Here is a 25,067-nt window from a genome sequence, read left to right as displayed (position 1 = left end):
TACGTGTGGCCCGGTTGGCCCGCCACCCTGGGCGGCGGCCCGACAACCGGCTGAGCCCCGCACACGACAACGGCCTCCGCCGTCGCTCCCGGGAGCGACGGCGGAGGCCGTTGTCGTGTGGATCAGGCCACGGGCGTGTGCTCCGGCCGCTGTCCGGCCGCAGGGGCGGGGACGGCCACCTCGGTCCGCGGGCGCTCGCGCAGCGACAGCAGCAACCGCAGGACGGCGATCCACATCAGGCCCGAGCCGAGCATGTGGAGGCCGACGAGGATCTCGGGGACGTCGCTGAAGTACTGCACGTACCCGATGGCGCCCTGCGCCAGCAGGACGATCAGCAGGTCGCGTGCGCGGGCCCGGGTGTCGGCCGGCGCGTCCACGATCCGCAGGGCCAGCCACATCGCGACGGCCAGGGCGCAGACCGCCCAGGCGGCGATGGCGTGCACATGGGCCGCCACCGTCCAGTCCCACGGCATGCGCGGCACGTCGCTGCTGTCACCGGCGTGCTTGCCGGAACCCGTCACCGTGGTGCCGAGGGCGATCAGGGCCACCGAGGTCGCGACGATCGCCCAGGACAGGCCGCGCACCGGCTTCGGGGCGCGCGGGCGCCGCGGACCGTCGCCCTCGCCGATCCGCACCCACGTGATGACGGCCACGGTGAGCAGGCAGTTGGCGAGCAGAAAGTGTCCCGCCACCGACCACGGGTTGAGGCCCGCCCAGACCGTGATCCCGCCGATGACCGCGTTCCCCATGACGAGCCAGAACTGGGACCAGGCGAGCCGGGTCAGGCCGCGCCTGCGGGGCTTCGTGGAGCGCACCGCGACGATCGCCCAGCCGACCGCGGCCGACAGGACGTACGTGAGCATCCGGTTGCCGAACTCGATGGCCCCGTGCAGGCCCTGCTCGGGAGTGGCGAAGAGGCTCTCGTCCGTGCACTTGGGCCAGGTGTCGCAGCCCAGACCGGAGCCGGTCAGCCGGACGGCCCCGCCCGTGACGATGATGAACACGGTCATCACGACCGCGGAGAGCGCGGCGCGCCTGGCGGTCCTCGTGGACGGCGTCCAGCGCTTGGCGATGTAGGAGAGGGGGGTTTCCACGCGCCCTATCGTAGGCAACGGCTTGTGCATGTTTTCACGAGGGGTGGGTCATTCCCGGATGGCTCCGGACATCAGCGGTATGTCACCGCACGCTCACTCCCAGCGGAAGAACCGCGCCGCCGCGCCCAGCCCCAGCACGGCCCACCCCGCGAGGATTCCCAGGTTCCCCCACGGCATCGCGGCCCCGTGCTGCAGGACGTCCCTGAGCCCGTCCGAGAGGGCCGAGACCGGCAGCAGCCCCAGCACCGACCGAGCGGCCTCCGGGAACTTGTCCAGCGGCACGACGACCCCGCCGCCGACCAGCAGGAGCAGGAAGACCAGGTTGGCCGCCGCGAGCGTCGCCTCGGCCTTCAGCGTCCCCGCCATCAGCAGCCCGAGGCCGGAGAAGGCCACGGTGCCCAGCACCAGGAGCAGCAGGACCGCGAACGGGCTGCCCTGTGGTGACCAGCCCAGCGCGAAGGCGATCACCGTCAGCAGGACGACCTGAAGCACCTCGGTGACCAGCACCGCGAGGGTCTTCGCCGCCATCAGCGCCCAGCGCGGCAGCGGCGACGCGCCCAGCCGCTTCAGCACCCCGTAGCGCCGCTCGAAGCCCGTCGCGATGGCCTGGCCGGTGAAGGCCGTCGACATCACCGCGAGGGCGAGAACGCCGGGCGTCAGGAAGTCGACCGGCGCGCCCGTGCCGGTGTCGACGATGTCGACCGCGCTGAACAGCACCAGCAGCAGCGTCGGAATGACCACCGTCAGCAGCAGCTGTTCGCCGTTGCGCAGCAGCATCCGGGTCTCCAGCACGGCCTGCGCGACGATCATGCGGGGCAGTGGGGCGGCCCCGGGGCGGGGGGTGTACGTACCGGCGCTCATGCGCGCAGCTCCTTGCCGGTCAGTTCGAGGAAGACGTCCTCCAGGGTGTGCCGTTCCACCGCTATGCCGTCCGGCATCACCCCGTGCTGGGCGCACCAGGAGGTGACGGTGGCCAGCAGCTCCGGGTCGATGCGCCCGGTGATGCGGTACGCCCCGGTGGTGAGCTCGGCGGCCTCGCTGCCCTCGGGCAGCGCCTTGAGGAGCGAGGCGAGGTCCAGCCCGGGGCGGCCGGTGAAGCGCAGGGTGTTCTCGGCGCCGCCGCGGCGCAGCTGCTCGGGGCTGCCCTGGGCGATGACCCGGCCCGCGTCGATGACGGCCACGTCGTCGGCGAGCTCCTCGGCCTCGTCCATGTAGTGGGTGGTGAGGACGACGGACACACCGTCGGAGCGCAGCTCCCGCACGAGGTCCCAGGTGGAACGGCGGGCCTGCGGGTCGAGGCCGGCCGTCGGCTCGTCCAGGAAGACGAGCTCCGGGCGGCCCACGACGGCCATGGCCAGGGCCAGGCGCTGCTGCTGGCCGCCGGACAGCCGGCGGTAGGTGGTGCGTCCGCAGCCGGCGAGCCCCAGGCGCTCGATGAGTGCGTCCACGTCCAGCGGATGCGCGTGGAGCTTCGCCATGTGGCGGAGCATCTCGTCGGCGCGGGCGCCGGAGTAGACGCCTCCGGACTGCAGCATGACGCCGATGCGGGGGCGGAGCGCGGCCGCGTCGGAGACCGGGTCGAGGCCGAGGACCCGTACGCGGCCGCCGTCCGGCCGGCGGTAGCCCTCGAAGGTCTCGATGGTGGTGGTCTTGCCGGCGCCGTTGGGGCCGAGGACCGCGGTCACCGCACCCGCCGAGACCTCCAGATCGAGGCCGTCCACCGCGGTCCTGGTGCCGTACCGCTTTACCAGGCCCTGGGCCTGCACAACGGGCTCGCTGCTCATGGCGGGCAAGTCTAGGCGGGGGCGCGCGGGCCGCCGCGCGGAGGGTTCCCCGAGGGGCGGGGGAGGGCATCCGGCCAATTCCGCGCGGGGAGCGGGATGACGGGAACGTGGCGCGCGGATGTCATGCGCGCGCCATCCTGGGGCTTCGCCGTGCGGATGCGGACGAACCGCCCCGCGGGCCGTGAACATATCCGGCCACCCGTGGCCGCCCCCGTACCCCCTGCCCCTTCCGCTCCGCCTGCCGCCTCAGCATCCTTCGCGGACGAGTCCCCCGGTGACCACGCCGGGGGGCGGCTTCGTGACAGGCGCCCGCTCATCCTTCGACCCACCCCAGAGAAGGAGAACAGCCCGTGGCTCGACGTTTCACCCGCATCAGACCGTTGGCACTGCTCGCAGCGGCCCTGACGGCACTGCCCCTCGTCCTTTCCGCGGCACCCGCGTCCGCCCGGCCGGATCCCGGCGGACCGGCCCTCTTCCAGCAGAAGACACAGGTCTCCGTCGTCGAGGCGCTGACGGAGCGGGGCAGCACCACGCTCTGGATCAACCTCGACTCCGAGGCCGGCACCGCGGCCGCCCGCGCAGCGGTCACCAAGGACGACAAGGCGCGGAAGCTGTACGCGGCCAAGACCGCCCACGCCGCCAGTTCACAGGCGGGTCTACGCGCGTTGCTGGACGAGGCGGACGTCCCGTACGAAACGTTCTGGATCAGCAACACGATCAAGGCGACCGGCGTCGGCAGGGCGCTCGCGGAGAAGATCGCCAACCGTTCCGACGTCGAGTCGATCGAGGCCGACGAGCCGGTCGAGATCCCCGACCCGCTGCCCGGCCGGGCCGAGACGGGCACCGACGCCGCCGAGTGGAACGTCGACCGCGTCAACGCCCCCAGGGTCTGGAGCGAATTCGGCGTCAAGGGCGAGGGCGTCGTCGTCGCCAACATCGACTCCGGGGTGCAGTACGACCACCCGGCGCTCCGTGCCGCCTACCGGGGCACCAAGGCCGACGGGACCTACAGCCACGACTACAACTGGTTCGACCCCGCCTCCGTCTGCGCCACCGCCGCCCCCTGCGACAACAACGGCCACGGCACCCACACCATGGGCACCATGGCGGGCGCCGACGGAATCGGTGTCGCCCCCGGAGTGAAGTGGATCGCCGCGAAGGGCTGCGCGACGAGCTCCTGCGCGCGCGACACCCTGCTCGCCTCCGGCCAGTGGGTCGTCGCCCCCACCGACTCCACCGGCGCCGCCCCGCGTCCCGACCTGGCACCCGACGTGGTGAACAACTCCTGGGGCGCCAACGTCTACGACGCCTGGTACCGGGACACCGTCCAGTCCTGGCGGGACGCCGGCATCTTCCCGGCCTTCTCCAACGGCAACAACGGCCCCGCCTGCAGTACGTCGGGCAGCCCCGGCTCGTACACCAACTCCTACTCCTCGGGCGCGTTCGACATCAACAACGCCATCGCGTCCTTCTCCGCCAGGGGGACCGGCGAGAACGCCGAGATCAAGCCCGACCTCGCCGCGCCGGGCGTGAACGTCCGCTCCGCCTGGGCAGGCGGCGGGTACAACACGATCTCCGGTACGTCGATGGCCTCACCGCACACCGCGGCGACCGTCGCCCTCATGTGGGCGGCCTCGCCCGCCGTCGCCGGTGACGTCGGGGCCACCGAGGCCCTGCTCGACGCCTCGGCCGTCGACACCGCCGCCGACCAGTGCGGTGGCACCCCCGCCCGCAACAACGTCTTCGGCGAGGGCCGGCTGGACGCCTTCGAGGCGGTCTCCGCCACTCCGCGCGGCGCGCTCGGCGCCGTCAGCGGCACGGTCAGCTCGCAGGGCACCGCGGTCGCCGACGCCGTCGTCACCTTCGACGGACCCATGCGCGCCACCGCGTCCACCGGCGCGGACGGCGCCTACGCCCTGCCCAAGCTGATGGTCGGCGACTACACGGTCTCCGTGGCCAAGTTCGGCTTCGTCACCGCCCGGGGCGCGGTCACCGTGGTCGAGGGGGGCTCGGCCGTCCAGGACTTCCCGCTGGACAAGGCCGCGAGCGCGACCCTGTCCGGCAGGGTCAGCAGCTCCGCGGGCGCCGAGGCGGGCGCCGTCGTCGCGGCGCAGGGCACCCCCGTCACCACCACGACCGGGGCCGACGGCTCGTACAGCCTGACCCTGCCGCAGGGCACGTACGACCTGTCGGTGACACCCTCGGGCGCCTGCGCCACCGCGAGCTCGCTCACGGTCGAGATCACCGCCGGCCTCACCCGGGACATCACCCTGGAGGACCGGACCGACACCTTCGGCCACTCGTGCGCCGTCGGGGCCGCCGACGGCTTCCCGTCCGGCACCGAGAAGCTGACCTACACCTCCACCACCTCGGGCAGCGCCTCCTTCGACCTCCCGTTCGCCTTCCCGCTGTACGGGAAGGGCTACACGAAGGCGACGGCCACGCTGGAGGGCGTCCTGGCCTTCGGCACCTCGTCCACCAGCAGCGTCAACGGCACGCTGCCCACCACCGGCACGCCCAACGGCGCGCTCTACCCGCTGTGGGACAACATGACCGTCGACGCCGCCGCGGGCGTCTACTGGGCGGTCACCGGCACCGCGCCGCACCGCAGGGCCGTCGTCGAGTGGCGGGACGCGCTGGTCGTCGCCGAGGCCGAGCGGGCCACCTTCTCCGCCGTGATCGGCGAGGACGGCTCCGTCTCGTACCACTACAAGGCGGTGCCCGGCGGCGGTCTGTCCGCCACCGTGGGCCTGGAGAACGCCACGGGCACGGACGCGCTGCTCTACTCGTACAACGCGGCGAGGATCACGGACGGCAGCGTCCTGTCCTTCGCCACCAAGGGCCGCGGGGTCGTGGCCGGCAAGGTCGTCGACGGCAACGACGGGAAGCCGCTGGCCGGTGCCACCGTCTCCGTCGGCTCCGAGAGCGCGACCACGGCGGGCAACGGCACGTACGCCTTCCAGCCCGCGGCGGGACAGCACCCCCTGGAGATCTCCGCGGGCCGCTACGCGACGGCCGAGGCCTCGGTCGACGCGAAGGCGGGCACTGTCGCCTACACCGAGACGGCGCTCAGCACCCCGCTGGTGGAACCGGTCCAGGACGCCCTCAAGGTGATCGCCCCCGCCGGGCAGACCCGGAAGCGGACGCTGGACCTGACCAACACCGGCACGGCCTCCGCCTACGCGGTGGCCGAGAAGCAGGACGCGGACTGGCTGGAGCTGTCGTCCGCCGAGGGCACGCTCGGCCGGGGCGGCGAGGCATCGGTCGCGCTCGCCCTCGACACCACCGGCGCCACGCCGGGCACCGTCCTCACCGCCACCCTGGTGCTCACCAGCGACAGCGGTCGCGCACCCGTGGTGGAGATCCCGGTCAGCGTCGTCGTACCCGCGTACCAGAGGGCGCTGGACACCGGGGCGACGACCGGCGCCGTGGACGCGCTCGGGGACACCTGGACGGGCGACCCGGCCTACACCACGGGCGCCCACGGCTACCTCGGCAGCACGAGCCGGCTCACCACCTCGAAGGAGATCGCCGGCACCGGGGACCCGGCGCGCTACGCGACAGCACGCCAGGGCATGTACGAATACCGCTTCGACGGGCTCCCCCCGGGCACGTACCGGATCGAGCTGGGCTTCGCGGAACTCAGGGCCGCCGGTCCGACGGACCGGGTCTTCGACGTGATGGCCGAGGGCGCGCAGGTCGTGCCCAACCTCGACCTCGCACTCGAGGCCGGCCGGTACACCGCGCACGACCGGGCGTTCACCGTCACGGTCACCGACGGCCAGCTGAACCTCCGGTTCGTGGCCAACGAGGGCAAGACGCTGGTCAACTCGGTCAGGGTCACGGAACGGTCCGACCTCGCGGCGGGCTGACACCCCCCCCGCACGGCACGACCGGCCTCCGGCGGATCTTCCGCCGGGGGCCGGTCGCGTGCCGCCCGGGGTGTCCCACCTGCGAAGGGCCCCGGAGATCAACATTTCCGCAGGTCAACTTAGGTCTGCCTAAGTGACGAAGTGCACCGCGCCCGGCCCGGGGGTGGGTTGTCAGGCTCGGGCGAATTACGCAACAATGGCGTTGTGAAATACGTTGGCGAGGCTCCGCAGGAGGAACTCGCGACCGGTGAGCGTTCGACACGCAACCGGGTCGCGCGCTCCATCCTGGATCACGGCCCGTCCACCGCCGCCGACCTGGCCAAGCGCGTCGGTCTGACGCAGGCCGCCGTACGCCGTCATCTCGACGCCCTCGTCTCCGACGACGTCGTCGAGGCCCGCGAACAGCGGGTGTACGGGGCGCGGACCCGTGGCCGTCCGGCCAAGGTGTTCGCCCTGACCGACTGCGGCCGGGACGCCTTCGACCAGTCCTACGACAAGCTGGCCGCAGACGCCCTTCGCTGGATCGCCGAATCGGGCGGGGACGAGGCGCTCGTCGCCTTCGCCCGCGCACGGATGGCCGCCCTGTCGGAGAAGTACCGGACCACGGTCGACGCCGCGGAGCCCCAGGCGCGCACCGAGGCGCTGGCCAAGGCCTTGTCGGCCGACGGGTACGCTGCTACGGCGCGCAGCGCGCCGTCCCCCCAGTTGGGCGAGCAGCTGTGCCAGCACCACTGCCCGGTCGCGCATGTCGCCGAGCAGTTCCCGCAGCTGTGCGAGGCGGAGACGGAATTCTTCTCCAGCCTGCTCGGGACCCATGTCCAGCGTCTCGCCACCCTCGCCCACGGCGACGGCGTGTGCACGACGTACGTTCCGCGCAGCAGCCCCGCAGCACACCCCACAGTTCCACAGACGACCACATCAGCATCCGCAAGTACGGCCGGGAGGAACCCCGCATGACGCTCCCTACGGAGACTGCCCACCCTGAGCTCGATGGCCTGGGCACGTACGAATTCGGCTGGGCCGACTCCGACGCGGCAGGCGCGGCGGCGAAGCGCGGCCTGTCCGAAGCTGTCGTCCGCGACATCTCGGACAAGAAGAACGAGCCGGAGTGGATGCTGAATCTCCGTCTCAAGGGCCTGAAGCTGTTCGGCAAGAAGCCCATGCCGAACTGGGGCTCGGACCTGTCGGGCATCGACTTCGACAACATCAAGTACTTCGTGCGGTCCACGGAGAAGCAGGCGGAGTCCTGGGAGGACCTGCCCGAGGACATCAAGAACACGTACGACAAGCTCGGCATCCCCGAGGCGGAGAAGCAGCGCCTCGTCGCCGGTGTCGCCGCGCAGTACGAGTCCGAGGTCGTCTACCACCAGATCAACGAGGAGCTGGAGGCGCAGGGTGTCATCTTCATGGACACCGACACCGCGCTGAAGGAGCACCCGGAGCTCTTCAAGGAGTACTTCGGCACCGTCATCCCCGTCGGTGACAACAAGTTCGCCTCGCTGAACTCCGCCGTGTGGTCCGGCGGCTCCTTCATCTACGTGCCGAAGGGCGTGCACGTCGAGATCCCGCTCCAGGCCTACTTCCGTATCAACACGGAGAACATGGGCCAGTTCGAGCGGACGCTGATCATCGTCGACGAGGACGCCTACGTCCACTACGTCGAGGGCTGCACCGCGCCGATCTACTCCTCGGACTCCCTGCACTCCGCGGTCGTGGAGATCATCGTGAAGAAGGGCGGCCGCTGCCGCTACACGACGATCCAGAACTGGTCGAACAACGTCTACAACCTCGTCACCAAGCGCGCCGTGGCGTACGAGGGCGCGACCATGGAGTGGGTCGACGGCAACATCGGCTCCAAGGTCACCATGAAGTACCCGGCCGTGTACCTGATGGGCGAGCACGCCAAGGGCGAGACCCTGTCCATCGCCTTCGCGGGCGAGGGCCAGCACCAGGACGCCGGCGCCAAGATGGTCCACATGGCCCCGAACACCTCCTCCAACATCGTCTCCAAGTCGGTGGCACGGGGCGGCGGCCGCACCTCCTACCGCGGTCTGATCGAGATCGGTGAGGGCGCCCCGGGCGCCAAGTCCAACGTGCTGTGCGACGCGCTGCTCGTGGACACCATCTCCCGCTCCGACACGTACCCGTACGTCGACGTCCGCGAGGACGACGTCTCGATGGGTCACGAGGCGACGGTCTCCAAGGTCTCCGAGGACCAGCTCTTCTACCTGATGAGCCGCGGCATGACCGAGTTCGAGGCCATGGCGATGATCGTGCGCGGATTCGTCGAGCCGATCGCCAAGGAGCTGCCCATGGAGTACGCCCTGGAGCTCAACCGGCTGATCGAGCTGCAGATGGAGGGTTCGGTCGGCTAGTACGGCCGCCCGCCGTACTCCGACCGGATCCTCCGAGAGTTCTTGACTGAGAAAGCGAGCACTACGACAGCCATGGCTGAGGCTCAGAACATTCCGGCGGGGTCCACCACCGCCGGGTCCATCGCGGTGGCCGCCGAGTCCACCGTCGCCACGCGCATGAGCGCACCCCCGTCCTTCGACGTCGCGGACTTCCCGGTCCCGCACGGCCGCGAGGAGGAGTGGCGGTTCACGCCGCTGGAGCGGCTGCGCGGACTGCACGACGGCACCGCCGTCGCGACCGGGGGCGGCGTCAAGGTCGTGATCGAGGCGCCCCCGGGCGTCACGGTCGAGACCGTCGGCCGCGACGACGCGCGGCTCGGCAGGGCGGGCACCCCGGTGGACCGTGTCGCCGCCCAGGCGTACTCGTCCTTCGAGCAGGCCTCGGTGGTCACGGTCGCCAAGGAGGCCGTGCTCACCGAGCCGGTCCGGATCGCGGTGCACGGCGAGGGCGGTGTGGCCTACGGCCACCAGGTCATCGAGCTGGGGGCCTTCGCCGAGGCCGTCGTCGTCATCGACCACACCGGCGACGCGGTGCTCGCCGCCAACGTCGACTACGTCCTGGGCGACGGTGCGAAGCTCACCGTCGTCTCCGTCCAGGACTGGGACGAGAAGGCCGTCCACGTCGGTCAGCACAACGCGCTGATCGGCCGGGACGCCTCCTTCAAGTCCATCGTCGTCACCTTCGGTGGCGACGTGGTCCGCCTCCACCCGCGGGTCGCCTACGCGGCCACGGGCGGCGAGGCGGAGCTCTTCGGTCTGTACTTCACCGACAAGGGCCAGCACCAGGAGCACCGCCTCCTGGTCGACCACAACGCCCCGCACTGCACGTCCAACGTGGCCTACAAGGGCGCGCTGCAGGGCGACGGCGCACACGCCGTCTGGATCGGCGACGTCCTCATCCGGGCGGCCGCCGAGGGCACCGACACCTACGAGATGAACCGCAACCTGGTTCTCACCGACGGTGCCCGGGTCGACTCCGTACCGAACCTGGAGATCGAGACCGGTGAGATCGTCGGCGCCGGCCACGCCTCGGCGACCGGCCGCTTCGACGACGAGCAGCTGTTCTACCTGCAGTCCCGCGGTATCCCGGCCGAGGAGGCCCGCCGGCTCGTCGTGCGCGGCTTCTTCGCCGAGCTGGTCCAGCAGATCGGCCTGCCGGACGTCGAAGCCCGTCTCCTCGACAAGATCGAGACCGAGCTCAAGGCATCGGTCTGATGGCCTTCGTCAAAGCCTGTGCGCTGAGTGAGCTGGAAGACGACACCCCCAAGCGGGTGGAGCTCGACGGCACGCCGGTGTCCGTCGTCCGCACCGGGGGCGAGGTGTTCGCGATCAACGACATCTGCTCGCACGCGAACGTCTCGCTGTCGGAGGGCGAGGTGGAGGACTGCTCGATCGAGTGCTGGCTGCACGGATCGAGGTTCGACCTCCGCACCGGCAAGCCGTCCGGTCTTCCCGCGACGCGCCCCGTCCCCGTATACCCCGTCAAGATCGAAGGGGACGATGTGCTCGTCTCCGTCACCCAGGAGTCCTGAGTCACCCATGGCAACGCTTGAAATCCGCGACCTGCACGTCTCCGTCGAGGCCGACAACGCCACGAAGGAGATCCTCAAGGGCGTCGACCTGACCGTGAAGCAGGGCGAGACCCACGCCATCATGGGCCCGAACGGGTCCGGCAAGTCCACCCTCGCGTACTCGCTCGCGGGTCACCCCAAGTACACGATCACGAGTGGCACGGTGACCCTGGACGGCGAGGACGTCCTGGCGATGTCCGTCGACGAGCGCGCCCGCGCGGGCCTGTTCCTCGCCATGCAGTACCCGGTCGAGATCCCCGGCGTCTCGGTCTCCAACTTCCTGCGCACCTCCGCCACCGCCGTCCGCGGCGAGGCACCCAAGCTGCGCACGTGGGTGAAGGAGGTCAAGGAGACGATGGCCGGGCTCCAGATGGACCCCGCCTTCGCCGAGCGCAACGTCAACGAGGGCTTCTCCGGCGGTGAGAAGAAGCGCCACGAGATCCTCCAGCTGGAGCTCCTCAAGCCGAAGATCGCGATCCTCGACGAGACCGACTCCGGCCTGGACGTCGACGCGCTGAAGACCGTCTCCGAAGGCGTCAACCGGGTGCGCGGGACCGGTGAGGTCGGCACCCTGCTGATCACGCACTACACGCGCATCCTCAAGTACATCAAGCCCGACTACGTGCATGTCTTCGCCAACGGCCGGATCGCCGCCTCCGGTGGCGCCGAGCTGGCGGACACGCTGGAGAACGAGGGCTACGAGGCCTACACGAAGGGTGGCGCTTCCGCGTGACTGACGCCCGACAGGGGCTCTCCGGCCTCCTCGACACCGAGGCGATCCGCAAGGACTTCCCGATCCTGGACCGCACGGTCCACGACGGCAAGAAGATCGTTTATCTGGACAGTGCGGCGACCTCCCAGAAGCCGCGCCAGGTCCTCGACGCGCTCAACGAGTACTACGAGCGGCACAACGCCAACGTCCACCGCGGTGTGTACACGATCGCCGAGGAGGCCACCGCGCTGTACGAGGGCGCTCGCGACAAGGTCGCGGCCTTCATCAACGCACCCAGCCGCAACGAGGTGATCTTCACCAAGAACGCCTCGGAGTCGCTCAACCTCGTCGCCAACATGCTCGGCTGGGCCGACGAGCCCTATCGGGTCGACAGCGACACCGAGATCGTGACCACGGAGATGGAGCACCACTCCAACATCGTGCCGTGGCAGCTGCTCTCGCAGCGCACGGGCGCGAAGCTGAAGTGGTTCGGCATCACGGACGACGGCCGGCTGGACCTGTCGGACATCGACGAGATCATCACGGAGAAGACGAAGATCGTCTCCTTCACCCTGGTCTCCAACATCATGGGCACGATCAACCCGGTCGAGAAGATCATCCGCCGCGCCCAGCAGGTCGGCGCGCTGGTCTGCATCGACGCCTCGCAGGCGGCCCCGCACATGGTGCTCGACGTGCAGGCGCTGCAGGCCGACTTCGTGGCCTTCACCGGCCACAAGATGGTCGGCCCGACGGGTATCGGTGTGCTGTGGGGGCGGCAGGAGCTCCTGGAGGACCTGCCGCCGTTCCTCGGCGGTGGCGAGATGATCGAGACCGTGTCGATGCACTCGTCGACGTACGCCCCCGCGCCGCACAAGTTCGAGGCGGGTACGCCCCCGATCGCGCAGGCCGTCGGCCTCGGCGCGGCCGTGGACTACCTCTCGGCCATCGGCATGGAGAACATCCACCGCCACGAGCAGGCGATCACCGAGTACGCGGTGCGCCGGCTCCTGGAGGTCCCGGGCCTGCGGATCATCGGCCCGGCGACGGCCGAGGACCGGGGCGCGACGATCTCGTTCACGCTCGGGGACATCCACCCGCACGACGTGGGTCAGGTGCTCGACGAGCTGGGCATCGCGGTCCGGGTCGGACACCACTGCGCGCGGCCGGTGTGCCTGCGGTACGGAATTCCTGCGACGACGCGAGCGTCGTTCTATCTGTACTCCACGCCTGCCGAGGTCGACGCCCTGGTGGACGGCCTGGAGCACGTGCGGAACTTTTTCGGTTGATGGTGAGGGTTGACTGGTGAAGCTTGACTCCATGTACCAGGAAGTGATCCTGGACCACTACAAGCACCCCCACGGGCGTGGCCTGCGGGACGGCGACGCCGAGGTGCACCACGTCAACCCGACGTGCGGCGACGAGATCACGCTCCGCGTCAAGTACGACGGCGAGACCGTAGCCGACGTCAGTTACGAGGGCCAGGGCTGCTCCATCAGCCAGGCCAGCGCCTCCGTACTCAACGAACTGCTGGTCGGCAAGCAGCTCGGCGAGGCGCAGAAGATCCAGGAGACCTTCCTCGAACTGATGCAGTCCAAGGGTCAGCTGGAGCCGGACGACACCATGGAGGAGGTGCTGGAGGACGCGGTCGCGTTCGCCGGCGTCTCCAAGTACCCGGCCCGGGTCAAGTGCGCGCTGCTGAGCTGGATGGCGTGGAAGGACGCGACGGCGCAGGCGCTGTCCGAAGGGAAGACGGCATGAGCGAGAACGAGACTCTGACCATCAAGCCGGCCTCCGAGGAGGAGGTCCGCGAGGCGCTGTACGACGTGGTCGACCCCGAGCTGGGCATCGACGTCGTCAACCTGGGCCTGATCTACGGCATCCACGTCGACGACGCCAACATCGCCACCCTCGACATGACCCTGACGTCCGCGGCCTGCCCGCTGACCGATGTCATCGAGGACCAGGCGAAGTCCGCGACGGACGGCATCGTCAGCGAGCTGCGGATCAACTGGGTCTGGATGCCGCCGTGGGGCCCGGACAAGATCACCGACGACGGCCGTGAGCAGCTCCGCGCGCTGGGCTTCAACGTCTGATTACGTTCCTCGCCCGTTTCGGCAGGACGAACGGCCATGCACGCCGGCGGGACCGGCGGGCATGGCCGTTCGCTTTCACCGCCTCGCCGTCGACGCCCACGACGCGGTCACCGGTGCGCTCCGCCGCCCGGCGGTCCCCAGTCCTGCGGCGGGACGGCGGCTGCCTCGGCCAGGACCGGACCCAGGTTCTCCGTCCGCATCCGGCGGTCGACGTACAGCAGGCCGGTCACCAGCTGCGGCAAGGTCGTGGAGATGATCTGGCTGACCATCTGCCCCAGCAGCGTCGCCACGAGATAGCCGCTCATCGCCACCACGATCGCCGTGGGGCTGGGGTCGCCCTCCAGCGACGAGGTGCCGATCACGCCGGGGAAGATGCCGAGGACGGAGAACGGCATCTGGATGAAGTAGCCGGCCGTCGCGGCCATCATGTAGACCAGCAGCGTGATGCCGAAGATCCGCCACCAGTCGCCCTGCACCAGCTGGGACGAGCGGCGCAGTGCGGCCACGGGCCGCTGTCCCTCGAAGACCACGACGGCCGGTGCCAGGCAGAACTTGACCCAGAGCCAGGTGGCCAGCGGGCCCGTCAGCAGGACGCCCAGTACACCGACCGTCATGGCCGTGGCGGCGCCGCCCGCACCGCCGTCCATGGTGGTCACGGCGACCACCACCCCGACGACGGCGACCAGGACGAGCACCATGGGCACGACCGCGATCAGTGCCGTGAGGATCAGCGTGCCGATCACCCGGGCGACGTGGGCCCAGGCCCGCCGCCACACCGTGGAGAAGGCGACGGCCCGGCCCAGCACCGCCTCCTGAAGCACCGCGGGGACCGCCGCGTACATCAGACCCGAGACGATCAGCATCAGGACGATCCCGAGCAGCGCCAGGACGGACACCGCGGTCACGAGCGGGACGACGTCCGCCGAGGAGGCCTCCTCCTCGTAACGGAGCGAGACCACCCGGTCCAGGTGGTCGCCGACGGCGGAGTAGGCGACGGCGACCGCCGTCGCCATCAGCAGCGCGGCACCGCCGTAGAGGGCGGCCCCCATGCCGAACAGCTGCTTCCAGTACGAACCCATCGTTGAGAACGCCCCGTTGAGCACGTCCCCGAACCTCAGCGGTGCGAGCGGTATCACCCCTGGCTTCGGCGGCGGCACCCAGCCACCCCACCCAGGCGGTCCGGGAGGCCCTCCGTACGGAACTCCGCCGTACGGCGCGCCTCCGTACGCGCCGCCGCCCCACCCTGCGTCCTGCGCCACTGCTACTCCGTTGTGTTGTTGTGCGTTCATCATCCGGTACGACCGGTCGGGACACCGTAGCGTCCCGCGACGGCGGTGGACCGGGGGCGGGGGGCACACGGCGTTGTGTACGGGCGTACGCAACGATGGGTACCTTGTACCCATGGGGTACGGACTGCTTGCCGCGGCCATAGCGGCGGAGGTGGCCGGGACGACGGCCATGAAGTACAGCGAGGGCTTCACCCGGCTGTGGCCCTCCCTCGGCACGGTCGTGGGCTATGCGCTGGCGTTCACGCTGCTCGCCCAGACCCTCAAGACGCTCTCCGTCGGCACGGCCTACGCCATCTGGGCGGGCGTGGGCACCGCGGCCGTCGCCGCCATCGGGATCATCTGGATGGGAGAGTCCGCCGGCCCCGCCAAGCTGGCCGGGCTCGCGCTGATCGTCGCGGGGGTCGTGGTGCTCAATCTCGGCGGAGCCCACTGATGGTGCGCCGGTACGACCCCGAGCGGCGCGACCGGATCGTCGAGGCGGCCATCCGCGTCGTCGGGGACCGGGGCATCGCCGGGCTCAGCCACCGCTCGGTGGCCGCGGAGGCCGACGTGCCGCTCGGCTCGACGACGTACCACTTCGCCTCGCTCGACGAGCTGCTGGTCGCCGCCCTGCGCCGGTGCAACGACACCTTCGCGCGGACCGTGCGGGAGAGCGCCTGCCTCGCCGACCCGGCGGCCGGTCTCGCCGACGGGCTGACCAGGCTGCTGGGGGATTGGTTCGCGGGCGGGCGGGGGCCGATGGAGCTGGAGTACGAGCTGTACCTGGCCGCACTCCGGCGCCCCGCCCTGCGGGCCGTCGCCGCGGAGTGGGCCGGCTGCGTGGGCGAGCTGGTCGCCCGCCGCACCGACCCGGCGACCGCTCGGGCCCTGGTCGCCCTGCTCGACGGCATCAGCCTCCAGGTGCTGCTCACGGGGGGCGACTTCGACGCGGCGTACACCCGGGAGATGCTCGGCCGGATCGTGGACGGCGGCAGCCCCCGGTGACGTGCGGCGGCCCGGACGGCGAGACCGGTTCGCTCGCGCGGTGCCCGGCCGGTTAGGTTCTGTCCATGACCGACACGACTTCCCAGGGTTCCGCCCGTACCACCGGCGCCGTCGCCGCCGGCCTCGCCACCATCGCCGGTGACGGCACCGTCCTCGACACCTGGTTCCCCGCCCCCGAGCTCGTCGCCGACCCCGGACCGGCGGGGACGCAGCGACTCGGCGCCGACGAGGCGGTGAACCGCCTGGGTGAGGGTGCGGCCAGGGCCATCGGCGTGGACGCCCGGCGCGGGGTGGAGGTCGTCGCCGTGGCCACGGTCATCTCCTCGCTCGACGACAAGCCCCTCGACGCACACGACACGTACCTGCGTCTGCACCTGCTCTCGCACCGGCTCGTCCAGCCCCACGGGCAGAACCTCGACGGCATCTTCGGCTTCCTCGCCAACGTCGCCTGGACCTCGCTCGGACCGGTGGCCGTCGACGACCTGGAGAAGGTCCGCCTCAACGCGCGCGCCGAGGGGCTGCACCTCCAGGTCACCTCGGTGGACAAGTTCCCCCGGATGACGGACTACGTCGCTCCCAAGGGCGTCCGGATCGCCGACGCCGACCGCGTACGGCTCGGTGCGCACCTGGCCTCCGGTACGACCGTGATGCACGAGGGCTTCGTCAACTTCAACGCGGGCACGCTCGGCACCTCCATGGTCGAGGGCCGCATCTCCGCGGGTGTCGTCATCGGTGACGGCTCCGACATCGGCGGCGGCGCGTCCACCATGGGCACCCTGTCCGGCGGCGGCAAGGAGCGCATCGTCATCGGACAGCGCTGCCTGATCGGCGCCGAGGCGGGCGTCGGGATCGCGCTGGGCGACGAGTGCGTCGTCGAGGCCGGGCTGTACGTCACGGCCGGCACGCGCGTCACGCTGCCGGACGGACAGATCGTCAAGGCCCGGGAGCTCTCCGGCGCCTCGAACATCCTCTTCCGCCGCAACTCGGTCTCCGGCGCCGTCGAGGCCCGCCCCAACAACGCGGTGTGGGACGGGCTGAACGACGTACTGCACAGCCACAACTAGTCCGTAGCGGCGAGGAGTTCCTCGTACACCCTGCGCAGCCCGGCGGTCGCCTCGCGGCCGGCGGGCTGCAGCGGTTCCCGGACCGGGCCCGCGTCCAGCAGCGCCTTCGCCGTGACCGTGCCGGGCAGCCCGGCGGACATCATGGCCTCGACCAGGTGCACGAGGAGCCCGTTCAGGCGGGCGGCCCGCGCCGTGTCACCGGCGTCGAACGCGTCCAGGACGGCCCGCATCCGGCGCGGCACCACGTTCGCCACCGTGCTGACATAGCCGGCGCCGCCGACCGCGTACAGCGGGAGGTTCAGCTCCTCGCAGCCCGAGTAGTAGGCGAGCGGGGCGCGCGCCATCACCGCCGTCGCCCCGAGCAGGTCGTACGAGCAGTCCTTGACCGCCACGATCCGCGGGTGCTCCGCCAGTCGCAGGAGCGTGCCGGGCTCGATCCGGGTGCCGGTGCGGCCCGGGATGTCGTAGAGCATGAGGGGGATGCCGGTGGCCTCGGCGACCCGGACGAAGTGCGCCTCCACCGCCGCCTGCGGGGGACGGCTGTAGTACGGCGTCACCACCAGCAGCCCGTCCGCCCCCGCCGCCTCGGCCTCCCGCGCCAGCCGGACGGTGTGCCGGGTGTCGGCGCTCCCCACCCCCGCGAGGAGCGGGACGCCGTCGCCGACCGCCTCCCGGACCGCCCGCAGCAGGGCGGTCTTCTCCTCGTCCGTGGTGGTCGGGGACTCGCCCGTGGTGCCGCTCAGCACGAGCCCGTCGCAGCCGCCCGCGACCAGACCCGAGGCGTGCGTGCGGGCGGCTTCCAGGTCCAGGTCACCGGCGGGGGTGAACGGCGTGATCATGGCGCAGAGGGCGCGGCCGAAGGGCCTGGCCGGGATGGCTGTCATCCCCGCAGTGTCGGCCCGGCGGTCCGATCAGGTCCACTTAGATCTGCTCCGGCCGAAGGTGAAGGGCTGCTGAACGGTGACCGCCCCGCGGGCCTCGTCGACCCCGGAGCGGCGGAGGGCCGGAGCCGTGGACGCGGTGTCCGGGGCACTGGAGTCCGAACCCCCACCGAGGGAACGGGTACGCAACCATCCCGGCGTGGCCGGGGGCGCGTGGGGCGCCGTTGCGTGCCGGCGCCGAGCCTCCCGGCGGGCTGGGGGAGAACCGGGCGGCTCGGGACGAAATGCGTCTACGCTGGGGCGGCGGCGCCGCACTCCCACGCACGGGGCCGCCGCGGGCCCCGTACGCGAGGGGCCCGCCCCGCACACATCCTGAGCATGCCCGAGGAGACCCCCCTGATGTCCGCAGAGCGCCCCTCCCTGCCGCCGGTGCGGCTGCACACCGAGGCCGAGCTGGCACGGGACGCGCTGGCCGCTCCGCTGCTCGCCCGCGCCGTCCGCCTCGCCCGCTGGGCGGGGCCCGGTACGCGGGTGGGCGCCGGCGGCGAGCTCGTCGACGCGCAACTGCCCGCGGCCGCCGCCCACCTGGGTCTCTCCGACGACGAGGACGGTGCCGCGTACGCCAGTGAGGCCTGGCGCCTCGCCGTCGACACCGGGCTCGTGGACGTCGAGGATCCGCACGACGAGGACGGCCTGGACTACACGGCGGGCGACGACGCGGAGGGCACCGTCACCGCGGGCGAGAACCTGGCGCTGCTGACCGGCGGCTCCCCGCGGGACGTCCTCGCGATCTGGCTGGACGGCCTGGACGCCGTACACGCGGACGCCACCGCACCGGCCTTCGACGACTTCGCCGACCTCGTCAACGAGGACGGCAGCATCGACTTCGACGCCCTGGACTGGGACCCCGAGGCGGAGGCGGACTTCCTCGACGGGGTGCTCGGCAACCTCTACCTGCTGACCCTCTCGGACGCCGGACCCGGTGACGGCCCCGTGCCGCTGCCCGCCCTCGCCGCCTCCGTGCTCGTGCCCGACGACATGGGCGAGCCCACCGACGAGGTCCTGGAGCAGGTGTCGGAGGCGATGATGCGGCTGGACGACCAGTTCCGGCTGCTCGAACCCATCGGGATCGTCGAATACCGGCCGCTGGACGAGGCGTTGCTGACCGAGGAGGGCGAGCAGGCCGCGCCGCCCTCGGACGACGAGGACGTCACCCGCTACGGGATGGTCAGGCTGACCCCGCTCGGCCTGTACGGCATCCGCGAGCGGATGCTGGAGGCAGGCGTGGACGCCCCCGCGGTCGGCGACCTCGCCGACAAGGGTGCCGACGTCCTCCTCGACGGCCTGGCGCGCTACCCCGAGGACGCAGCCCGCGCCGAGATCGGCCTGTGGCTCGGGCGGCGCGGGACGGACAGCGCGGCAGCCGCCGCGACCGAACTGCTGCACGCGGCCCGCGGCGCCGACCCGGGCGCCCCGCTGCGCAGGCTCCACTGCCAGCAGGCCCTCGCCCTGGCCGGTCCCCGGGCCGAGCCCGCGGTGCGCGACGTGCTCGACGACGCCGAACTCGGCGGGCTGGCCCGCGTCTGGCTCGCCGAACAGGGCGCCGCCGACGTGCCCGCGCCGCCGGAGTCGATGATCTTCTGGCTCGCCATCGACACGATCGCGGCGCAGCTGGACGCCGAGGGCGACATGGAGGAACTCCAGGAGCTGGTCGAAGGGCTCTCCGGGCAGCACAGCGGCTTCTTCGACGAGGCGTGGCGGGTGGAGCACCCGGCCACGGCCGAGGTGCTCGAGGCGATGGGGCGGCTGCACCGCGACCGGAAGACGGCGAAGGAGGCTCGCAAGGCCGCCTTCAAGGCCCGCTCGCGCAGGAAGAACTGACGGAGGAAGAAGGCCTTTTCGGCCAGACGGGACCGGCCGCGTGAGGAATCGTGGCCGGTTTTGTCCGTATAGGCCGGACGGTTTGACGTGCAGGCCCGCTCGATGTCGTCCGTCGTTCAACCGGTGTTGGTGCCGAGGAGGGAACGTGATCGCGCCAACCACCCCGGCCATGCCGCACCAGGAGTCCGCGATGTCGTTCACGCGCAGGGAATTCACCAGACAGTCCGCACTCGCCGGAGCGGGTATCGCGCTCACCGGCGCCGTCGGCGCCCTCGCCACCGCACCCGGTGCACTGGCGGCCGAGGAGGCGCGGCACGGCCACGGTGACGACCACGGCCACGGCCACGACAAGGAACTGGGCTACGGGCCGCTGATCGCCGACCCGAAGGGCATCCTCGCGCTGCCCGCCGGATTCTCGTACCGCATCCTCACGCACAGCGGTGTCACCACGCTGGAGACGGGCGAGCCGACCCCCTCCAACCACGACGGCACGGCCGCCTTCGAGGGATCCCGCGGTGTCACCCTCCTGGTCAACAACCACGAGCTGAGCGGCACCCGGGCCCGCTGGAAGTACCCGGTCCCGCTCACCGAGGGCCTCGTCTACGACCCGGTCGCGGCCGGTGGCTGCACCGTCGTGGAGACCCGCGCCGACGGCCGTACCGCCGAGTGGGTCGGCATCGCCGGCACGTCCACCAACTGCGCGGGCGGGAGCACCTCCTGGGGCACCTGGCTCACCTGCGAGGAGACCGAGGACAAGGCCGGCAGGAACGGCCTGCTCAAGGACCACGGGTACGTCTTCGAGGTCGACCCCTACGACAAGCGCGCCAACCGCGACCCGCGCCCGGTCAAGGCGTTCGGCCGGTTCGCCCACGAGGCCGTCGTCATCGACCCCAAGCGCGGCCACGCCTACCTGACCGAGGACGCCTCGGGCCCCAACGGCCTGCTCTACCGCTGGGTTCCGCCGCACGGCTTCAAGCACGGCCGCGGCAAGCTGCGCACCCTCGCCGACGACGCGGGTGTCCTGCAGGCCACCAAGTGCTTCGACAGGAAGGGCGTGTTCGTCGACGACCTGTCCCGCGCCACGGAGATCGGCACGGTCTACGGCGTGGACTGGGTCGACGTACCCGACCGCGACGCGAAGACGGTCTCCGTGCGCAAACAGTTCGACGACACCCAGGTCACCCGCGCCCGCAAGCTGGAGGGCATGTGGTGGGGCGACGGCGGTGCCTACTTCGTCTCCTCGTACGCCCGGGGCGAGAGCCCGGTCGCACACGACGGCCAGGTCTGGTTCTACGACCCCAAGCGCCGCACGGTGACCCTGAAGGTGCTTCTCGGCGTCAACCCGGACCCTTCCGTGGACGGTGCCTTCGACAGCCCGGACAACATCACGGTGTCGCCCTACGGCGGCATCGTCATCTCCGAGGACGGCGAAGGGATCCAGCACCTCTTCGGTGCGACCGACAGCGGCCGCACCTACCCGATCGCCCGCAACGACCTCAACACGGGCACGGAGGACGACCCGTCCTACAGCGAGATCGCCGGAGTGACGTTCTCGCCGGACGGCAGGACGCTGTTCGCCAACATCCAGAACCCCGGCATCCTGCTCGCCATCACCGGCCCGTGGAAGCGTCAGCCGAACAGGCACTGACACGCCGCACCGTGCGGTACGCGGGAAATCCCCTCGCGTGCCGCGCGGTCGTCCTCCTGGAGTCGGGGTCACGCCCCTCCCGGTGCGAAGGCAGCGGCTCCTTCCTTTCCAAGAAATCACGCCGCAGCCGTCCTGATCTCGGGCACCCCCTTCGCCGTGCCTTCTCCCATGAATTCGGGTGAATTCTTCACATGGCACGCTTCAACACCCGCTCCATCAGGCCCCGCGGCACCTCGCCCGTGGAGTCCACCGGGCGCACCGCGCGTCATCACCAGGGCGCTGCGGGCCGCCGACGCCGATCCGGTGCAGTTCGGTACGGGCAGCTCCGCGATCGCGTACCGCCGGGGCGAGTCGGTGCTCAAGGTCCTGGAGCGCTTCGGCAGCCTGGGCGGCACCCACACCCGGGAGGCGGTCCGCCGGCACTACGAGGGGCACGACCGGGTGCTGATCGTCACCGACGAGCAGGCCTCGTACACCTCGCACGGGGACGCGATCGACGGCATCCCGGGGACCGTGCCGGTCTGCACCTGGAACCTCGCGGGGTACCGGGTCGGGCACGGGCCCTCGGGACGCGAGAACCGCCACACCTTCGGGGGGCTCTCCGACGCGGCGTTCCGCATGGTGCCCCTGCTGGAGGCGGGCAGGAGCGCCGACTGGCCCTGGAACGGCTGATTACGAATCCGGCACTACTGCCGTCCGGGAGCGGCCGGGCATGGCATTGGACGCTCGCAAGGCGCATACTCAATGTAATGAAACAGTCAGCCGGATCCCGGCGTCACCTGCCTTCCAGTCCCTTCAACCGCCCGGCCCAGGCGGCCCCACCGGTCGAATGCTTCGATGTGGGCGACAGGGTGTCGCACGACCAGTTCGGACTCGGCCGAGTCCTTGCTGTCGAGGGCGACAACGACGCAGTGCTCATCGACTTCTCGGGGCGACAGGGGAGGATCCTGAGCCCGTATTCCAAGCTGACCAAGCTCTGAGAGGGAAGACGAGCACGTACAGCGTCCGACCGGACACTCTCCGGACCCGGGGCACCTGAGGAGAAATCCACCAGGTGCCCCGGAAGCCGTTGCGGGGTGCGCGGGCGCTACAGGGCCTTCGCGGCGGGCTTCACCATGCCGCGGACGGTCCTCGACTTCACGAACTCGCCCATGGCGGTCATCTCCCACTCGCCGGAGAACTGCTTGATCAGCTTGGCCATGAACACACCGGTCTGCGGCTCCGCGCCCGTCAGGTCGAAGCGGACCAGCTCCTCGCCCGTGGTGCCGTCCATCAGCCGGCAGTACGCCTTGGCGACCTCGGTGAACTTCTGTCCGGTGAACGAGTTGACCGTGAAGACCAGACCCGTGGCGTCCGCGGGGATCCGGCCCAGGTCCACGACGATCACCTCGTCGTCGCCCGCGCCCTCGCCCGTGAGGTTGTCGCCGGAGTGCTTGATCGCGCCGTTCAGGATGGAGAGCTTGCCGAAGTAGCAGCTGTCCAGGTGATTGCGGTTGGGACCGAAGGCGATCACCGAGGCGTCGAGGTCGATGTCCTTGCCGCGGAACGCGGGCTCCCAGCCCAGACCCATCTTGACCTGCGAGAGCAGCGGCCGGCCGCCCTTGACCAGGGACACGGTCTGGTTCTTCTGGAGGTTGACCCGGCCCTTGTCGAGATTGATCTTGCCGGAGGCGGCAGGGGCGGGCGGCGCGGCGGGCGGGGCCGGGGGAGCGATCCGCGGGTCCACGGGGGAGGCGGCCGCCGGGGGAGCGGCGGGGGCGGCCGGCGCGACCGGCGCGGGCGTGGCCGCCGGGGCGGGCTCCTCCACCGAGACGCCGAAGTCCGTGGCGATGCCCGCCAGCCCGTTCGCGTAGCCCTGGCCGACCGCGCGGGCCTTCCAGACGCCGTTGCGCAGATAGATCTCGATGACCACCAGAGCCGTCTCGGAACCCAGCTGGGGCGGGGTGAAGCTGGCGAGCGCGCTGCCGTCGTCCGCGTTGCGCACCGTGGCGGTGGGCTCGATGCCCTGGAACGTCTGGCCGGCCGCGTCGGGGCTCGCGGTGACGACGATCTTCTCGATGCCGGGCGGGACCGCCGTGGTGTCCACCACGATCGCGTCGGGCGCCGAGCCACCGCCCGAGCGGTACGTCACGCCGGGGCCCGAGGGCTGGTTGTAGAAGATGAAGTCGTCGTCGGAGCGCACCTTGCCGTCGGCGGTGAGCAGCAGGCCCGAGACGTCGAGCCGCACCGGGGCGGCGACGTCCACCGCCACGCGGGCGGCGGAGAGAGGGATGTTCGAGCCGGGGGTCATTGCGGTCATGCACGGGGTAACGAACGACCCGGCTTTGCCGTTCCCTTACCTTCGGGCAGGTGCCCCGTACGGCTCAGCGCCCGCCCGCGGCCCGGTTGCGCGGGTGGTCGCGGGCGGTGCGTTCGTTCCCGTGCTTGTAGGCGCCGGTCCAGCGGGCCATGACCAGCTGGGCGTCGCCGGACACCACCTCGGCCAGGAACCGCTCCGCACGGCCGCCGCGCAGGGTGCCCGCGGGGCGGCCGTGGTGGGTGATCGTGACGCTCGTGTCGCCGTGCTGTTCGTACCGGAATCCGGAAGGTCTGGGCATGGTCCGTATGGTGCCCGGGCCGACCGGCTCCCGTCGCGCGAATTGCGCGCGCCGTGTCAGTACGGCCAGATGGGCGGGTCCGTGACGAAGTGGCCGCCGACGTGGGCGTGCTCGGGGTTCCCCGGATCCAGCTCCCCGTGTGCGGCGACGAGCTTGTCGGCGTACTGCTCCGAGTCGTCCCGCGGCGCGTAGCCGAGGGACCTGGCCGTCGTCAGGTCCCACCACAGGCGGGTGTTGTCGGAGGACCCGTAGACCACGGTGTGCCGGACGTCCGGGGCGGTCAGGGCCGCGTGGAAGAGGCGCGCGCCGTCGCCGGGGCTCATCCAGACGGAGAGCATGCGGACCGACGTCGGCTCCATGAAGCAGGAGCCGATGCGCACGGAGACGGTCTCCAGGCCGTGCTTGTCCCAGTAGAACTGGGCGAGGTCCTCGCCGAAGGACTTCGACAGCCCGTAGAAGGTGTCCGGACGGTGGGGGGTGTCCACCGGGATCAGCGGGTCGCCGGCCGACGGGCGCGGGGTGTAGCCGATGGCGTGGTTGGAGGAGGCGAACACGACGCGCCCGACGCCCTCCTCGCGCGCGGCCTCGTAGAGGTTGTAGGTGCCCTCGATGTTGGAGCGGAGAATCTTGTCGAACGAGGCTTCCAGGGAGATGCCCGCGAGGTGGATGATCGCGTCGACACCCCGCACGGCTTCCCGCAGTGCGTCCTTGTCGCCGAGATCGGCGGTGACGGCGTCCGGTTCGCCCTCGATGGGGGTGACGTCGAAGAGGCGGAGCTCATAGCCGTACGCGGGCAGCAGCCCCCGCATCAGGGTGCCGAGGCCGCCTGCGGCGCCGGTGAGCAGGACGGTGCGGGGAGCGGGCATACGGAGATCTCCTCGGTGCGGGCGCAGGGCGCGGGCGCGGCGTACGCGGACGACGGTGCTGTGCGGTGCGTCCGGACGCCGGGTGCGCGTGGCACGCGGGCTTCGGCGCACCGAAACGCGTCAAATCCATGGATGACATTCACATGCATGGACAAGCTAAGAAGTTCCGGCGGATCACGTCAAGTGTCACCCGGAGTCGGCGGCTTCGCGCCCGGGTCGGGTGTTCTCGTCTTGACCTGCGCCGCGCGGCTGGCTTAGCGTGACAGCGTTCATAAGTATGGACGCCGATCAGAATTGTGCACGTCTGAATCTGCTCA

Annotated in this window: 23 protein-coding genes and 1 pseudogene; 16 read left to right on the top strand and 8 right to left on the bottom strand. The window is 71.0% G+C overall.

Annotated elements, in window-relative coordinates; all coding sequences use genetic code 11:
* Window positions 1-122: 122 nt before the first annotated feature.
* The 3 genes from AB0F38_RS26575 to AB0F38_RS26565 form a co-directional block, all read right to left on the bottom strand.
* Window positions 123-1,103, bottom strand: coding sequence for a COX15/CtaA family protein (locus tag AB0F38_RS26575; RefSeq protein ID WP_361898324.1), 981 nt, complete (start codon window positions 1,101-1,103; stop codon window positions 123-125).
* An 84-nt stretch (window positions 1,104-1,187) separates the two neighbouring features.
* Entirely contained in the window at window positions 1,188-1,955 is a 768-nt protein-coding gene (locus tag AB0F38_RS26570; RefSeq protein WP_361898309.1) for an ABC transporter permease, read from the bottom strand.
* Entirely contained in the window at window positions 1,952-2,878 is a 927-nt protein-coding gene (locus AB0F38_RS26565) for an ABC transporter ATP-binding protein (RefSeq protein ID WP_361898306.1), read from the bottom strand. The genes AB0F38_RS26570 and AB0F38_RS26565 overlap by 4 nt, the downstream gene beginning before the upstream one ends.
* 350 nt (window positions 2,879-3,228) lie before the next feature.
* Here AB0F38_RS26565 and AB0F38_RS26560 point away from each other — a divergent pair, with 350 nt between their 5' ends.
* The 9 genes from AB0F38_RS26560 to AB0F38_RS26520 all read left to right on the top strand — a co-directional run bounded on the left by AB0F38_RS26560 (window position 3,229) and on the right by AB0F38_RS26520 (window position 13,540).
* The gene (locus AB0F38_RS26560) at window positions 3,229-6,750 is read left to right on the top strand and encodes a S8 family serine peptidase (RefSeq protein WP_361898304.1); all 3,522 of its coding nucleotides are present in this window, start codon (window positions 3,229-3,231) and stop codon (window positions 6,748-6,750) included.
* A gap of 204 nt (window positions 6,751-6,954) precedes the next feature.
* Window positions 6,955-7,707 carry a metalloregulator ArsR/SmtB family transcription factor gene (locus tag AB0F38_RS26555; RefSeq protein WP_361898301.1) on the top strand — a complete coding sequence of 251 codons (753 nt, stop codon included), beginning with the start codon at window positions 6,955-6,957 and terminating at the stop codon, window positions 7,705-7,707.
* Window positions 7,704-9,125, top strand: coding sequence for a Fe-S cluster assembly protein SufB (gene sufB, locus AB0F38_RS26550; RefSeq protein ID WP_356536882.1), 1,422 nt, complete (start codon window positions 7,704-7,706; stop codon window positions 9,123-9,125). The genes AB0F38_RS26555 and sufB overlap by 4 nt, the downstream gene beginning before the upstream one ends.
* A gap of 72 nt (window positions 9,126-9,197) precedes the next feature.
* Window positions 9,198-10,379 (top strand): Fe-S cluster assembly protein SufD, encoded by a 1,182-nt coding sequence (gene sufD, locus AB0F38_RS26545; protein ID WP_361898297.1) that lies wholly within the window; start codon window positions 9,198-9,200, stop codon window positions 10,377-10,379.
* A complete protein-coding gene (locus tag AB0F38_RS26540; RefSeq protein WP_361898294.1) occupies window positions 10,379-10,696 on the top strand; it encodes a non-heme iron oxygenase ferredoxin subunit in 318 nt (105 codons plus the stop codon). Before sufD ends, AB0F38_RS26540 begins: the two co-directional genes overlap by 1 nt.
* A 7-nt stretch (window positions 10,697-10,703) precedes the next feature.
* Window positions 10,704-11,468 (top strand): Fe-S cluster assembly ATPase SufC, encoded by a 765-nt coding sequence (sufC, locus tag AB0F38_RS26535; protein WP_361898292.1) that lies wholly within the window; start codon window positions 10,704-10,706, stop codon window positions 11,466-11,468.
* Window positions 11,465-12,733 (top strand): cysteine desulfurase, encoded by a 1,269-nt coding sequence (locus tag AB0F38_RS26530; RefSeq protein ID WP_361898289.1) that lies wholly within the window; start codon window positions 11,465-11,467, stop codon window positions 12,731-12,733. The genes sufC and AB0F38_RS26530 overlap by 4 nt, the downstream gene beginning before the upstream one ends.
* Before the next feature lie 16 nt (window positions 12,734-12,749).
* Window positions 12,750-13,205: a Fe-S cluster assembly sulfur transfer protein SufU gene (gene sufU / locus AB0F38_RS26525; RefSeq protein WP_361898286.1), complete on the top strand. Its 456-nt coding sequence runs from the start codon at window positions 12,750-12,752 to the stop codon at window positions 13,203-13,205.
* Window positions 13,202-13,540, top strand: coding sequence for a metal-sulfur cluster assembly factor (locus tag AB0F38_RS26520; RefSeq protein ID WP_361898283.1), 339 nt, complete (start codon window positions 13,202-13,204; stop codon window positions 13,538-13,540). Before sufU ends, AB0F38_RS26520 begins: the two co-directional genes overlap by 4 nt.
* A gap of 107 nt (window positions 13,541-13,647) precedes the next feature.
* Here the strand turns inward: AB0F38_RS26520 and AB0F38_RS26515 are convergent, their stop codons facing one another.
* On the bottom strand, window positions 13,648-14,799 hold the full coding sequence (locus AB0F38_RS26515; RefSeq protein ID WP_361898281.1) for a hypothetical protein: 1,152 nt from the start codon (window positions 14,797-14,799) through the stop codon (window positions 13,648-13,650).
* Window positions 14,800-14,941: 142 nt separating this feature from the next.
* Here AB0F38_RS26515 and AB0F38_RS26510 point away from each other — a divergent pair, with 142 nt between their 5' ends.
* The 3 genes from AB0F38_RS26510 (at window position 14,942) to dapD (ending at window position 16,877) form a co-directional block, all read left to right on the top strand.
* The gene (locus AB0F38_RS26510) at window positions 14,942-15,262 is read left to right on the top strand and encodes a multidrug efflux SMR transporter (RefSeq protein WP_361898278.1); all 321 of its coding nucleotides are present in this window, start codon (window positions 14,942-14,944) and stop codon (window positions 15,260-15,262) included.
* On the top strand, window positions 15,262-15,813 hold the full coding sequence (locus tag AB0F38_RS26505) for a TetR family transcriptional regulator (RefSeq protein ID WP_361898276.1): 552 nt from the start codon (window positions 15,262-15,264) through the stop codon (window positions 15,811-15,813). Before AB0F38_RS26510 ends, AB0F38_RS26505 begins: the two co-directional genes overlap by 1 nt.
* Window positions 15,814-15,878: 65 nt before the next feature.
* Window positions 15,879-16,877: a 2,3,4,5-tetrahydropyridine-2,6-dicarboxylate N-succinyltransferase gene (gene dapD / locus AB0F38_RS26500; protein ID WP_361898274.1), complete on the top strand. Its 999-nt coding sequence runs from the start codon at window positions 15,879-15,881 to the stop codon at window positions 16,875-16,877.
* On the opposite strand, the gene dapA is transcribed toward dapD, so the two are convergent.
* On the bottom strand, window positions 16,874-17,761 hold the full coding sequence (dapA, locus tag AB0F38_RS26495) for a 4-hydroxy-tetrahydrodipicolinate synthase (protein ID WP_361898271.1): 888 nt from the start codon (window positions 17,759-17,761) through the stop codon (window positions 16,874-16,876). The two genes, dapD and dapA, sit on opposite strands and share 4 nt — an antisense overlap.
* Before the next feature lie 396 nt (window positions 17,762-18,157).
* Between dapA and AB0F38_RS26490 the strand changes: the two genes are divergently transcribed.
* The 4 genes and pseudogenes from AB0F38_RS26490 to AB0F38_RS26475 all read left to right on the top strand — a co-directional run bounded on the left by AB0F38_RS26490 (window position 18,158) and on the right by AB0F38_RS26475 (window position 22,267).
* On the top strand, window positions 18,158-19,639 hold the full coding sequence (locus AB0F38_RS26490; protein WP_361898268.1) for a hypothetical protein: 1,482 nt from the start codon (window positions 18,158-18,160) through the stop codon (window positions 19,637-19,639).
* Between the two features lie 190 nt (window positions 19,640-19,829).
* On the top strand, window positions 19,830-21,287 hold the full coding sequence (locus AB0F38_RS26485; RefSeq protein WP_361898321.1) for an alkaline phosphatase PhoX: 1,458 nt from the start codon (window positions 19,830-19,832) through the stop codon (window positions 21,285-21,287).
* A gap of 276 nt (window positions 21,288-21,563) precedes the next feature.
* Window positions 21,564-21,959 (top strand): annotated as a pseudogene (locus AB0F38_RS26480) (TROVE domain-containing protein); the annotation flags it as partial.
* 77 nt (window positions 21,960-22,036) lie between these two features.
* Window positions 22,037-22,267, top strand: coding sequence for a hypothetical protein (locus tag AB0F38_RS26475; RefSeq protein ID WP_014156926.1), 231 nt, complete (start codon window positions 22,037-22,039; stop codon window positions 22,265-22,267).
* Between the two features lie 107 nt (window positions 22,268-22,374).
* Here AB0F38_RS26475 and AB0F38_RS26470 read toward each other — a convergent pair whose 3' ends face one another.
* The 3 genes from AB0F38_RS26470 to AB0F38_RS26460 form a co-directional block, all read right to left on the bottom strand.
* A complete protein-coding gene (locus AB0F38_RS26470) occupies window positions 22,375-23,586 on the bottom strand; it encodes a TerD family protein (protein WP_361898265.1) in 1,212 nt (403 codons plus the stop codon).
* A gap of 64 nt (window positions 23,587-23,650) precedes the next feature.
* Window positions 23,651-23,884: a hypothetical protein gene (locus tag AB0F38_RS26465; RefSeq protein WP_361898262.1), complete on the bottom strand. Its 234-nt coding sequence runs from the start codon at window positions 23,882-23,884 to the stop codon at window positions 23,651-23,653.
* Between the two features lie 56 nt (window positions 23,885-23,940).
* Window positions 23,941-24,750: an NAD(P)-dependent oxidoreductase gene (locus tag AB0F38_RS26460; protein WP_361898259.1), complete on the bottom strand. Its 810-nt coding sequence runs from the start codon at window positions 24,748-24,750 to the stop codon at window positions 23,941-23,943.
* Window positions 24,751-25,067 lie beyond the last annotated feature (317 nt).

Source organism: Streptomyces sp. NPDC025273 (assembly GCF_040638585.1).
Taxonomy (GTDB): domain Bacteria; phylum Actinomycetota; class Actinomycetes; order Streptomycetales; family Streptomycetaceae; genus Streptomyces; species Streptomyces cinereorectus.
This window is presented reverse-complemented; position numbering and strand designations above follow the sequence as displayed.